The sequence below is a fragment of the Nodularia spumigena CCY9414 genome (assembly GCF_000340565.2).
Lineage (GTDB): Bacteria > Cyanobacteriota > Cyanobacteriia > Cyanobacteriales > Nostocaceae > Nodularia > Nodularia spumigena.
Map to the genome: position 1 here is coordinate 691,832 of NZ_CP007203.1, position 14,067 is coordinate 705,898.

8 protein-coding genes are annotated in these 14,067 nt (G+C 44.4%); 4 read left to right on the top strand and 4 right to left on the bottom strand.

What is annotated here, in order from left to right:
- Positions 1-334: 334 nt before the first annotated feature.
- From NSP_RS03145 to gatA, 3 genes are all read right to left on the bottom strand, one after another.
- Positions 335-6,190 (bottom strand): choice-of-anchor I domain-containing protein, encoded by a 5,856-nt coding sequence (locus NSP_RS03145; RefSeq protein WP_006194227.1) that lies wholly within the window; start codon positions 6,188-6,190, stop codon positions 335-337.
- Between the two features lie 1,335 nt (positions 6,191-7,525).
- Complete coding sequence (locus NSP_RS03150) at positions 7,526-8,401, bottom strand: alpha/beta hydrolase (RefSeq protein WP_006194226.1); 876 nt, start codon at positions 8,399-8,401, stop codon at positions 7,526-7,528.
- A gap of 492 nt (positions 8,402-8,893) precedes the next feature.
- Entirely contained in the window at positions 8,894-10,351 is a 1,458-nt protein-coding gene (gene gatA / locus NSP_RS03155) for an Asp-tRNA(Asn)/Glu-tRNA(Gln) amidotransferase subunit GatA (RefSeq protein ID WP_006194225.1), read from the bottom strand.
- A gap of 417 nt (positions 10,352-10,768) precedes the next feature.
- On the opposite strand from gatA, the gene NSP_RS03165 reads away from it, so the two are divergent.
- The 4 genes from NSP_RS03165 (at position 10,769) to NSP_RS03180 (ending at position 13,345) form a co-directional block, all read left to right on the top strand.
- Positions 10,769-11,599 (top strand): SDR family oxidoreductase, encoded by an 831-nt coding sequence (locus tag NSP_RS03165; protein ID WP_006194223.1) that lies wholly within the window; start codon positions 10,769-10,771, stop codon positions 11,597-11,599.
- Between the two features lie 107 nt (positions 11,600-11,706).
- On the top strand, positions 11,707-11,979 hold the full coding sequence (locus tag NSP_RS03170; protein ID WP_006194222.1) for a thioredoxin family protein: 273 nt from the start codon (positions 11,707-11,709) through the stop codon (positions 11,977-11,979).
- 258 nt (positions 11,980-12,237) lie between these two features.
- The gene (locus NSP_RS03175) at positions 12,238-12,711 is read left to right on the top strand and encodes a heavy metal-responsive transcriptional regulator (protein WP_006194221.1); all 474 of its coding nucleotides are present in this window, start codon (positions 12,238-12,240) and stop codon (positions 12,709-12,711) included.
- 391 nt (positions 12,712-13,102) lie between these two features.
- Complete coding sequence (locus NSP_RS03180; protein ID WP_006194220.1) at positions 13,103-13,345, top strand: hypothetical protein; 243 nt, start codon at positions 13,103-13,105, stop codon at positions 13,343-13,345.
- 203 nt (positions 13,346-13,548) lie between these two features.
- Here NSP_RS03180 and NSP_RS03185 read toward each other — a convergent pair whose 3' ends face one another.
- Positions 13,549-13,866: a hypothetical protein gene (locus NSP_RS03185; protein ID WP_006194218.1), complete on the bottom strand. Its 318-nt coding sequence runs from the start codon at positions 13,864-13,866 to the stop codon at positions 13,549-13,551.
- Positions 13,867-14,067: the final 201 nt, after the last annotated feature.

Here is a 14,067-nt window from a genome sequence, read left to right on the forward strand (position 1 = left end):
CCTCTTGCTGTGGAGCGTAAAGCCTTCGGCATAGCTTCCGCTTACCGCGCAGCGTCTTGTAGAGAGACGGAACATGGGTATCAAGCTTCCTCCACTTCGGCAAGTGATACATAGGACTTACGCAAGAACTCTCTAAAACCCTCTTAACTTTGTGTCCTTTGTGTCCTTTGCGGTTCGTTTTTTCATAATTTTGCGTAAGTCCTGATACAGTGTGCCGCTTCTAGGACGCTTGATCTGGCGCGGAGTACAAGCTTTGTCCCAGTCTCTCCCCTGCTCCCTGCTCCCCAAAAGTCCAGCCGATAAAGCTGGACTTGCAACGCTATCTGTCTAACGCTTAAGCAAAGATGAACTGATTAGGATCGTTGACATTGAATTGGTTCTGGTTCACGCCTTCTAGTAGGGCGACATCAGTACCACCAATTTGAATTAGGGTATCGCCGTTCTGACTCAGGAAACTTACTTGGTTAGAAGTAATGCCACCCATACCGATGCGGTCTATTCCTAGTTCAAAGTCCTTGACGACATTGGAAGCATCGGGTAAGGAACCACTAACTACTAACCAGAAGTTATCTGCCCCAGCACCACCCCAGAGGAAATTGTTACCTCCTTGTCCGGCGTAGAGGCTATCATCGCCATCGCCACCAAACAGGCGATCGCCTACTGTGGAGTACAATGTGTCATCACCGGAACCACCGTAGAGGCGATTGTTACCGTCGGCACTAGAACGCAGCACATCATTACTAGAACCACCAAAGAGCATTTGCCCACTTCCTTCGGCAACTTGGAGATTGTCGTTATCAGCCGCCCCAAGCAGGATATTAGACTCAGCCGCTTCGATGACTAGGAGGGAATCATTACCCTTACCGCCATCTAACACGCTGCCACCAGCCGCACCTTGTGCGCCGAGGATTAAAGTATCATCACCATCACCACCACTGGCGTAAGTTTCGCTACCGACTAAGATTGTATCGTTGCCTCTACCGCCGTATATCTGCGCTGGAGAAGCCTGACTTGCGTCTACATCGTCATCGCCATCGCCTGTAAAGGCTGTGAATCCAGATTGAGCGCTAGTCAACATCAACTCGTCAGTACCAGGAGTGCCGCTAAATACTGTCAGGGGTTCGGGGTCAATAACTGTATCGGCTCGGAAGGCTAGATTTTGCAGTCGTTGATCAAACTCACGAGGTGTATCTGCTTCACTAAAGGGTGTGTTCAGGAAATTATCGAATAGGTACTCTGCCAAAGCATCTTGTTCAGTACCATCGGCGGCAAAGGAAGCATTACCAGTGCGAGGGGCATCGTCTGCTTGAGCTAAATCTACTCTGTTCGCGCTGTCGCCTTGGGGGAAAGGATAACCGTCACCGCCGCCAGCTAGGAAGTTAAGAGTAACCATGCGGAAGGTGCGGTTGGCATCACCGACGATTTCCCCTGCTTGCACTACTACATCCAAGTCTTTTCCAGTTTCGTCTTCAATAGCTAGAGATAGAACACGATTACCTGGTTCACGGGAGAGGTCAAAGCTAAAGGAGAAGCCAGCAATTTGTGGGAAACTTCCCGGAGTTGTGGAATCATCTGAAGTGCTAGAAGCTACGGCGTGTTCTACCAAAGCTAAGAGTTCGGTTGCAGTAACAGTCACCAATGTCAAGCCATTATTGAAACTGAGGGCGTTGGCGATATCGTTTTCCGAAATGCCACCTTCGGGCTTGACAATATTACCGTCAGCATCTGTGACGGCTTCGTTGGGTAGAGTTTCAACTTCCCCGGTGCTGCCTGTAGGTACAACTACTCGACCAATATTGTTGCGAATACCGCCGCCGTTCTTCAAAGAAATCACTACATCCGAGTCTACTTCCTGAGCCAGTGCCAAATTAGCATCGGCGGTGAGATTACCCAAGTTTGTTTCCTGCCGTCGTACACTGTTGCGATCGCCATTCAAAAATACTTCGCTAATACCAAAGAAGTTGCTTTCCTGCTGCACAACCACATCACGCAAATTATCCACAATGGCTTGAATTTGCGGATCAACCAGAGCCTCAGCCCCTAAATCTGCCACTCCCTGAGCATCGGTAGCATAAGCTCCACTAATGGCTGAGTCATAGCTGTCTGGGATAATTACACCGTTGTCATCAAAGTCGATAACTAAACGACCCAGGTATTTGTAGTTACCATCGGTATTGACAACAGCGACAGGGTTGCCATCAGCATCGGTTGTGAATATGGGATAGGTTCCTTGATTTGTATCCCCAGCCCGGAGGCGATCAGTTTCATCTAGCAAGCGGGTGTTGGAACCACCAGCCACAATAATATCGACATCGCTCAACCGACTTGCCAACTCCTGCTCAATAGCTAACTGCTGCATATGAGCCAGTACAACCACCTTATTGATATCGGGGTTAGCCGCTAACAGGGCATCGACATCAGCTTGAATCTCAGCTGCTAAGGCATCGAGTTGGGCAGAAGTGGGATTGCCATCAAAGGGTTGTGGGTTAACAGTGACATCTCCCGGACTAGAGATCACGGGCAGAGTTGGCGTGGTAGCACCAACAACCCCAATTTTCTCGCCATTGACATCAATCACCACGCTAGCGGCAATACTGTTAGGTTCAGGAGCTTGGGCATCGGGAACAACTAAGTCAGCCAGGTTACTATCGGTGCTGAAGTCCAGGTTAGAACTCAGGTAAGGGAAAGCAGTTCCAGGGAAATTATCTTCTGCATCACCGGCAATTAAATCTCTAACTACCTCCGTACCGAGGTCAAACTCGTGGTTTCCAAAGGCGATCGCCTGTACTCCCAAAGCATTCTGAATTAAAATGTCGCCCCGGCCTCTGCCACCATAAACAGATTCAGAGGCGTTGAAGAATAAACCTGGAATAATCGCATCGCCAGAAGAAAGAATCAGGGTATTGTCGAAGCCAGACACACCATCTTGATCAATATCTTCTGCTTTAAGGGCATTTAGTACCGCAGAGAACCGAGGCGCGTCTTCAAAAGCGGAAATACCTGCTTCTTGGTCGGCAAAATGGAACAGTTGCAGGGTAAAGGGAGCAGGAGCAATTTCAAATAGAGTCGTAGTACCACTGACTTCATTGCCCACCACTAGCAGAGGTTGACCATTAGGGCTATCTTCGGCAGAGATGAAAATTATACCCTCAGCACCTAAATCCCCAGCTAGTCCTGAATCAGAAGCTTCACTAAAGTCGCGGTTGTTGGTGTAGTCTACAAAGAAAGCCTCAGCCGGATTGGTAATGTCGTAGGTCATTACGCCACCCATACGCTCCAGACCCACAAAGGCATAGGTGCGTCCGTCGATTTCACCAATAGTCACCCCTTCCGGTTCGGGGCCTTTATTATCGCTGCGGCCTTCAAAGTTGGTTTCGCTGTGGTTAGAGTTGAAATTGTCAGGGAACCGCGCGGCTGTGATTCGCTCAAAGTCAGATCCACTGTCATAGACCAGATTTCCTTCAGTATCCCAGATACCGAAAGAGCGTCCACCAAAGGCGTATAGCTCGTTGTAAGCTAGGGTTGAGGTCAGTTGTCCGCGAATTTCACCCCCAGGGTTGCCCTCAGTGTGGACATTGAAGTACAAATTCACCTGATCATCAATGCTGGCATCGACTAAGGTAGGGATAAATTCACTCAAAGACTTGTTAGCTGGGTCACTTTCCCGCCAGATGCCTTTAAGGGTAGTAGAACCATCCTGATTAATGGTGAAGCTCAGTTCCGGGTCTTGGTTGGGGCTTAAAATTCCAAAGACTACAGAACCATTTTCCCCTGCTGCGGCTTCATGTAAGTGCAGCATAGTCACATCATCAGCAGTGGTATCAGGGGTTTGGGGATCTAATCCTAAAATCGAGCCAAAGTCCAGACCCTCGACGGTCAACTCGTAGCTCAGAGCGGTGCGGTCTTCGTTCAGCTTCAGAACAGCACTACCACTAGCTTCAGTGGTGACAGGAACCGTTTCCTGAGAGCCGGTGAGGTCGGACTTAAAGAAGACCCCATCACTAATACCATTGACGGTGGTGACTGTCAGACGACCCAAATTTGCATCAGCTTGCAGTTCACGGGCGTGGGGGAAGGCATCGCGGTCGAGTACCAAGTCCTTTACCCTAGCCTCTTCGCTGAATCCGTCGTAGTCGCGAGCATCCCCTTCGTTGGCAGTGACGATGTAGGTCTGACCGTTAATTTCGGTGATAGCAATTCCATCTGGGTGGTATGTACCATACAGATTAGGATAGTTGGTGATGTTGATAGCCCCATCGCGATCGCTCCCATCCAGAGGATTATTTACACTGCGTAGGTCAATCAATCCCAAGACTGAAGGGCCAGCCTCAAAGTCATTATCGTTGAGGACAGCAATAGTATTGGCATCAATTAAAGCCAATCCTTCGGGTTTATCCACCAAATCATAGCCAATCTTGGCTAAATCCACTTCTAAAGTTTTACCTACGGGATTAATACCCAAGGCTTGTAGTTCTGTGGCAGATAAGCTGTCAAAGGTGGCATCAGCAGGTAGTGTGCCGGCATCCACAGTCATCAAATTGGTGGCTTCTGCTAAGTTAATGCGGAAGACATTTTTAATGGAATCACGACCGGCTATTGAGTCTCGCTCAATTACTAAAAATTCGCCGGTACCGTCTCCCAGGGAAACTGCATCGCCAATTTTATCACTTTGACCACCTTCTAGTACGTAGAGGTATTCACCTGTAGCGGTGGAGGTAGCTACATCCAACTCTACAATGCGAATTACTTCTGAGTTGCGAGAGTTGGGGTTGTTTAAAGGACTTTGCACAAAGGCAAAAACCTTACCATCTTGGTAGGCTAGCCCCTCAAAGCCTCGATTATCTCTGCTTAGAGCGTATTCGGCAGGTAGAACTTCTGAACCAAATGTGCCTACAGGTTGTCCAGCACTTGCAGCAGTACCCTCAGCTACAAAACGATTGATTAAAATACCGTTAGTGTCAAAGTGGTAAATGGCGGGGCGATATTCGTCTACTAGCCAATAACTGCCATCCTCTGTACGCAACACCCCTTCAAAATCAGCGCCGTAGGGGTCGAAGTCCAACACAGTTCCATCGGGAGCAATGGGGGTTAAACCATTGTCATCACCCTGTATATTAGGCAAGCGGGTGACAGGGGTTGTACCATCCTCGCGGAACAGTTGCACACGCTCGGTAACAGTGATTTGGCGACTGTTGCGGTCTAGCTCAAAGCGGACGATTTCTGTGGGTGCATCGGCAAAGGGAAACACCCGTGCATCATTGCTACCATCTCCTGTAGTATCCCTGGTGCTGGAGGGATTGCGATCGGGTACGCCAATAAATTGCAGATTTCCCGACTCGGTGAAGCTTTCAAAGAACATCCCAGACAAGCCACCCAGTAAAATCTCCCCACTGATAGCAGGTTCTACGCTAGTAGTACCATCAAAGGCAGGTAGGGTGGTGCGGTCAAAGGTAAATAACTCCACACCGTGGGACTTATAGCCAAGGGGTAAAATATCTGTAACTGTGCCAGACTCAATATCTACTACCGCAATGGCGTTATTCTCTTGCAGGGCTACATAGGCTGTACGAGAATCACTAGAAACTACAATGTATTCTGGCTCTACATCCTGAGCTACAGTAGCATTGGGTCCAAAGATCCGCACTCCAGCAGCAATTAAGGCTTCTTTCTGCTCATTAAAGCCTGTGAAGTCGGCGGTGGTGACATTGGCTTGAGTCAGGTTAGCAACGCCGCCGGAAATATCAATAATGCTGACAGAACCCTCTGGATCGATGGTGTAATCATCGTTAGGTTCCCCTTCGTTACCTACCAGTATTTTGGTGCCGTCGGGGGTAAACAGCAACATATCAGGTAAGGCTCCCACGGTGACAGCATTTAGGAAATTACCATCCGTGTCGAAGAATACCACGCTGCCGGGATCTGTAGCCACAACATTATCAATAGCTACTGCCACGATGCCATTTAACACCGCTACACTGTTGGCAGTTGACCCATAGGCAGATGGATCAAGGGAAAACAGCTTGGTAGGGTTTGTAGGGTCACTAATATCTAGCACATCTACTGCCGGAGTGCTGGCATTGACTACAAACAGTCGTTGAGTTTGTGGATCATGGACGACTATTTCAGCAGCGCTATCATCAAAGATGGCAGTTTCGTAGGTTCCAATGGGATTCAGTTGAATTTTAGACATAGTAGGTTTAGAAGAATCAAAATTGCTAAAAACAGGGTCACGAATAGGGTGTAGGGGGTAGGGTGTAGGGAAGACGGTATTGGTCGAGGCTTGGAACTTACTCAAAAGTGATCCAATGTTTGGGCGTTATCTAAGAAAATGTACGTATATATTTGATGTCCAGGTAACTTATCAATTAGTCACGATATGCCCTTTCACCCCTGGATGGTGTAGAATTCACACTGATCTTTTGTGAAAACAGGAAAATATACGTAATTTAAGCAACAGTCACATTTGAAATCCTGAGACGGCCAAGATTTCACGTCAAGAAGTATTAGGGATAACCTGTAGTCAATTTCCAAACTTTGGTGTGAACAAAGAATTTTCTTCTTCATTCCCAGCACCCAATACCCCAGAATCATCCCTAAAAAGGCTTCTTTGTGTAGGTGAAAAAGTTGTTCATAAATCTTTAAGAATTGCTATAACGACTCGTATATAATGCAATTTCAAAGTTAAGGAATTATTATTTAATGATTAATAAATCTTTAAAAGTATCTTTTTTACCACTCCAGTAGTCCACCAAGGGAACTTTGCAGAGTTAGAGCAAGTCCTAAGTTGACAATTTCATAGACAAAACTATACTTATATTGACAAAAATCAATATATATTTTAGGAAAAAATCAACTACTTGATATATAATACGGTGATATCAAGTATTGAATTGAGACTATTGCCGACGCGAAAACCAAGCAATGATGGTGGTAGTCTTTTTCAGAAACTTAATTGGAACACAATCGCGTCTGGCTAAGGCGTGAAAGTCTACTGAGGGATAACTGCTCCCATGCTCCCGTTGAAGTAGAAAGTAAAGTCTAGTTTTGTCTAGGTTTTATATAGCAGGGTGTGTAAAAAGTAATTTGTGAAAATAGGGAACAGGGTTTTGAGGATTTATCTTGGCGAAAATATCTGACTATGCAATCAATGCATAACTTTTCATCTTCACAAGCTTTATTCCTTGCACCTTTTTAACTTTTCAGGTGATTTACACCCTTGATGGATAACGGTTTCACCTTTATTCAGCAAGCCCTAATTAATGAGGTTGGCACTCCCCGGCGTGAACGCACGGGGATTCTAGTTTCACAATAATTTCTCGCTTTCAGTGTTTGAATATCCGGATTATTCTGGATGAATTATCTAGTTTTCCCAAAAAAATAGTTAGCTAACTGAATGATATTTGATTTACTATTGCTGTATAACGCTAATGTTGTCCGTAAAAATTGCTATTAAAGCCGATATTTGTGCAGCGCCATGACGCAATCCTCAACACCTGTTAAACAGAATTTACACAAAAGTCAAGTTCTAATTATTACTTAAATAGCTGTATTTTTTGACTCGTTCCACAAAAGACCTGACCCATTGCATATATTCATCACCAGCCACAATCGCTGTATCATTATGATCTGCTGCTGGCACCAAAAACAGTTTTTTCGGTTCGGGAGTAGCGTGATAAAGTTTTTGGCTCATGAAAGATGGCACAGTTGTATCAGCAGTACCATGAATAAACAACACTGGTATTTTTAACTGCGGGACTTTTTTAATTGATTCAAAGCGCTGCGTCAAAAGCAAATTGACCGGAAAAATCCGAAACAAGTTCCGGTAAGCCACCATATCCTGGATAGAAGTAAAAGAACTTTCCACAATCAAACCAGCAGCTTCTGGGTGTTTGAGAGCCAAATCAATAGCGATCGCACCCCCCATAGAATGGCCATAAATAAAAATTTCACCCGGCGGAATCTGCTGATCTTGTACCAAGTAATTCCACGCTAAGACTGCATCCTGATAAACCCGCTTTTCGTTAGGAAAGTCACCTTCACTGCGACCATACCCGCGATAATCAATCAGCAGCACAGAAAATCCTTGTTGATGAAACCGATTAGCATGACCAACATTTGCACCTACATTGATGGCGTTACCATGCAGATACAGCAAAACATGAGCATCTGGTTGTGGGGATTTAATCCACCAACCGTGAATCAGTTTCGTTTCACCATCGCTGTTTATAGGTAACCAGACATCCTCGTATGAGAGATTAAAAACCTCTGGTGTTCTTTCAATCACACTAGAGGGAAAGAAAATAAACTGATGCTGCTTCACAAACAGAAGTAGACAAATGGCTAAGTAGGCGATGACAACAAATATTCCTACCGTCAGTAGCACCTTGAAACTCAATGACATTGAAAATTGGGGTTTGTTGAAATTTAACTACTTGAGTTTATACTTTAACAAATATTTATAATGGCAGAAATAAATATCAACCTAGTCAGGTTGGGTAATTTACCATAAAAATCGAACTTATCCACCGATTTTAAGTAGTTTCACCCTTAAATATGGGAATAATATTTGATTTTTCACAGAGAATGACAGTGGATTAGGCGCACAAGAGCAGATGATCAAGAGCAAAATTTGCTCTGATTGCAACCTAACCCAGCGATATAGAATTTCCTAGTCTGCTAGGTACTATATTATCTGTGTTTATCTGTGTTTAGGGTTCACCAAAAAATAAATTAGGACTTACGCACAAATTAGGGAATAACGAACCACACCAGACACAGAGGACACAGAGGAATAAGGGTTTGAGAGAGTTTTTGCGTAAGTTCTGATTAATTGCAAGTCCCTTATCTGTGGTCGAATAATTCCTCTAGTACCGATGGAAGTAGTCGCAATACCTCAAATTCGCGGCTTATTGACAAGCCAACTAGTAGATTGCTCATAAGCATAAGCTACCTGAAATAGTTGATCTTCTCGCAGCACCTGGCCAATGAGCTGCATTCCAATGGGTAAGCCTTGTTGATCAAAACCGCAAGGTATACTTAAGCCCGGTAAACCTGCCAGATTTACGGGAATAGTCATCAAGTCATTTAAGTACATACTCAGAGGATCACTAACTTTTTCTCCTGTCTTAAATGCTGTGGTGGGAGCAGTAGGAGAAACTAAAACATCAACCATCTTAAACGCTTTTTCAAAGTCTTGCTTAATCAAAGTCCGGATTTTCTGCGCCTTCAGATAGTATGCGTCATAATAGCCAGCCGAAAGAGCGTAAGTGCCAATCATAATTCGGCGTTTAACTTCTGTACCAAAACCAGTGGAACGGGTACGAGTATACATAGATAGCAGATTATCGGCATCCTCAGCCCGGAAGCCGTATTTTACACCATCGTAACGAGCCAGATTGGCTGATGCTTCCGATGGCGCAATGATGTAGTAACTAGGTACGCCATAGCGGAAATTGGGACAGGAAATGATATGAACCTCGGCTCCCAAACTTTGTAAGACATCTAAGGCTTTAGTAACAGCTTGTTCCACCACAGAGTCCAAACCATTCCCAAAAGTTTCTTTAATCACGCCAATTCGCAGCTTTCCTCTAGCTCTGAGGTCTGGTTTTAAGCTGGAGACGTAGTTGGGGATTTCCACTTTTAGGCTAGTAGAGTCTTTGGGATCGTAACCTGCGATCGCATTCAATACTATAGCCGCATCTTCCACTGTGCGTCCAAATGGTCCAATTTGATCCAAAGATGAAGCATAAGCAATCAAACCATAGCGAGACACCAGCCCGTAAGTTGGCTTCATTCCCACCACACCACAAAAAGCCGCAGGTTGTCGAATAGAACCGCCCGTATCCGTACCCAGAGACACAACACATTCCCCAGCCGCCACCGCCGCCGCCGAACCCCCTGAAGAACCACCAGGAACCCGTGATAAATCCCAAGGATTATTAGTAATTTGGTAGGCAGAATTTTCTGTAGAACTACCCATACCAAATTCATCTAGATTGGTTTTGCCAATCATTACAGCCCCGGCATCAATCAACTTTTGTGTCACAGTTGATTCATAAGGCGGCACAAAATTCTCTAAAATTCGCGAAGCGCAAGTAGTAGGAATCCCCTGAGTACACAAATTGTCTTTAATGCCGATAGGAATCCCCGCCAGTAGTCCTATTTCTTCACCAGCAGCGATTTTGGCATCCACAGCACGAGCCTGCGCTAACGCCTTCTCTGTCGTTACGTGTAAGAAACTGTGTAATTTCGGTTCTAAGGCTTGAATACGGTCTAAAGCTTCTTGGGTAATTTCAACAGCAGAACATTCTTTTTTAATTAATTGTTCATGCAACTCGCGGATGGATGCCATGATTGCTCTCTTTATGACTCAAGTCATTGATTTTAGTATATTTTCCAGGGTAATGGGTATTACCGCTTCGCGGAAGTCAAAAGTCAAAAGTCAAAAGTCAAAAGGCTTTTATTTTGGAATTTTGAACTTTTTGCAATAGTTATGCTTATTTACGCCGTGCTGTACTAGGGAATCTCAAGAGTTTGGGCGAAAAAAATTTTGCTAGTTTTCCGGAATTGTCTGGGCTGCGGTGGTATTACTTATCAGTACGGCGATTTATACAGAACTTCTATAACTCATCGGGGAACATATCCCCACCTCCTGAATCAGAAGCCCGGTTATTATGACCGGGTTTTTGTATGAGATGCTCTCTCTAGGCAGAAACATTACACCCAAAGTATTAGCTAGATTAGCATTAAACTATCTTAAGGTCAGTTCATGGAAGATTTAGTGCTAATTGCTGGTGCTACTGGTGGCGTAGGACAACTTGTCACAGCCAACTTGCTAGAGAAAGGGATGAAAGTGCGTATCCTCACCCGCAACGCCGCCAAAGCCGCAAAAATGTTTAATGAAAAGGTAGAAATTGCCGTTGGTGACATCCGCGATATCACTACACTCGCCCCAGCCATTCAGGATATTAACTATATTATCTGTTGTACTGGAACTACTGCCTTTCCTTCCCAGAGATGGGAATTTGAACCCAAACCCAACTTATTAGAATGGGGAAGAATTTTAATTGACTCAGAATATCGCGATCGCACAGCCAAGAATAACCCCCCAAAAGTAGATGCGGAAGGTGTCAGCAACTTAGTATCAGTAGCACCTCCCCAGCTAAAACGCTTCGTTTTCGTCTCTTCAGTGGGAATTCACCGCAAAGATCAACCACCTTTTAATATTCTCAACGCCTTTGGTGTACTTGATGCCAAAGAAAAAGGAGAGCAAGCCATCATCAGTTCTGGAATACCCTATACAATTATTCGTCCAGGACGCTTAATTGATGGTCCTTACACATCCTACGACCTCAACACCTTACTCAAAGCCAAAACAGGCGGAAAACAGGGCGTAATAGTAGAAAATGGCGACCAACTTGCAGGAGACGCTAGCCGCATAGACGTAGCTGCTGCGTGTGTAGAATCTATTTTTCACCCATCCACAGCCAACAAAGCCTTTAATTTAGTCAACAAAGGAGCAAGACCGCCTGTAATAGACTGGGAAACAATTTTTTCTCAGCTTAGTCAGACTTCTAGCTCTGATTCCGTAGCATACTAATATCCCAAACCTAAAATCACAGCATTTCCCATTTGGATAATGTGCTTGACATTGAAGTCAAGTATAAGGTCTAGCATGGTATTAGAGTTTAGAAAAAGAAGTTTAATATGTCCAAGCGTTTAGTTGAAGTCTTTACCGCAGGTTGCCCCTTATGTGATGAAACTGTCAAATTAGTCAGAGAGTTAGCCTGTCCTAACTGCGAAATACAAATTTACGATTTGCATTCAGAATCTGACACCAAATCTTACCAAGAAAAGGCATCTCAGTACGGCGTTTATCGTGTTCCCTCTGTTGTTGTTAATGGCAAACTAGCTGAGTGTTGTCAGCAAAAACCAGTTTCCCGCGAAGCACTGATAGCTGCTGGTATCGGACAAGGATAAAGCATTTGGGGGAGGGTCAAAAGAAGCAGGGGAGCAGGGAGCAGGGAGCAAGGGAGAAGACTGAGATGGAGCTTGTACTCCGCCCCAGTCCAAGCACCCTAAAAGGCTTGTACTGAGCTTGTCGAAGTGGCGGGTAAGAGTACCCCTGCTCCGCTTTGCTCCGCGCAGAGGGTTCGGGCTTGTTCCCCCTGCTCCCTGCCCCCTGCCCCTCTGCCTCTTCGGTAATTATCTCTCCCTCTCACGCTCTCAGGAGGCAAAATGACAGTGAAATCAGGTTTATTTATTGGCGAGTTAAGCCGTCAGATGGGTATCCCAACACAAACCATTCGCTATTACGAACGGTTGGGACTGCTTAACCCACCGCAGCGAACAGAGTCTCAATATCGCGTCTATTCAGAAGAAGATGTAGAACGCTTGCAGTTTATTCTCAAAGCCAAGCGCTTCAAGCTTTCTCTCGACGAAATTAAAAAGTTGATTGATATTAGGATCTCTGGTATTCTTCCCTGTGCTGACCTGAAGGTAATGGTAAAGAAGCATTTAGATGAATTAGACTATCAGATCCAGGAGATGGCTGCATTACGCGAGAGTTTAGCTCATCGTTATCAAGAAATTGATACACTGCTTGCAGATCCGTCAAATATACCGAGCAATGAAATTGATCACAGCGCAATCTGTTGGCTTGTAGAGCGAGAAAACGACATTGCTGATTTGAAGTATGAACACGATTTTTGATCATGTACAAACCCCTGTAGAGACGTTCCATGTCTACACCTACATTCATACTTGGTTTCAGCAACACCAGCAAACGATTGACAGTTTATCTGCGGAATGCAGCTAAAGCTGAACAGATGATAAAGTCTTAATAAATCGAAAACCCTTTGATTTAGTGATAAAATTATCCCAGGTTTAACACCCCTAACGACATATCCACCGCCACATCTCCCGTGCGAGTTAGGTCTAAATTTTTTTTACAGAAAAATGATTATCAAAAAGTATATATAGCAATAGTTTCAGTATATCTAGCTCCTGATTTAACCCTCTTGAGACTTTACCCAATATAGGAAATTTTCTCTAATTTTCTACTACAATTCTGTCAGAAGCATAACATGAGGAGCCAACTTTAATGAAGTCAGATAAAAAAATATCAATCGAGGAACTCTCTGATTCGCGCTCGGTGTGGATTGAACTAACGGATGAAGAAAGCAAGAAGACAATTGGGGGTTTTCAAGAAAGTAAAAGTGCGTTGAGCCAGAGTTTAGTTGAGGTTGTAACAACTGCGGAAATTCAACTTTCTCATAAATGGGCTGCAACGCGACTTGGTGATATCGAATTTTCTATCACAATTACCAACGAATATTCTCACTAAACAGAGGACTTAGTTTTCTATTTTTACTTTTTGTAAGTAGGGGTTGCTGAAAATACAAGTAGGTTATATTACCAAGTTTTACCACATCACAAATTCACGTTGATTCCTATCAAAAAGTGCATCTACTGATATTTCTAATCTGTCAGCAGTTATCAATTCTATTTCACAAAATAATTCATCTTCATCACCAAATTTGCCCAAAATCATATCCCACCGGACAGCCCACTTTCATTAATGCGGAAAACGTGCAGCCTCACATTCGGGTATTTTTCATGTGCCTTATGTGCAACTACTAAGATATCTTCGTTAATAAAATATTCTCCACTTTCGGGTTCAACTGCCACATACCAGTTATAGTGAGTTTTAATTAATTCTGGTTGTACCTGAGCAAAAATTGACTGACAACGCTGTTTAAATGCTTGGCGTTCAGTTTTCCATTGGGTTTTCTGGTGTTCTGTCCACTGAATTTCGGGAAAAATTCTTCCCCGGTGTACTCTACGAGTTGACTTCGCTTCAGTCATAGTTAATTATCTGTTGAGTCCAATATCTATATTTTGCAGCATTTCTGACTTGGGTGAGCGATCGCGATCAAACTTCACTCAGCCCAATATCTACACAACAATTCTGCCTATTGCAGGACTGCCATGATTGTCCAGATTTGGGGGTATTTGTCCGAAAACGCTCCGTTGGTGTGGTGGCTTAAGGCCTTGTCAAACATTATA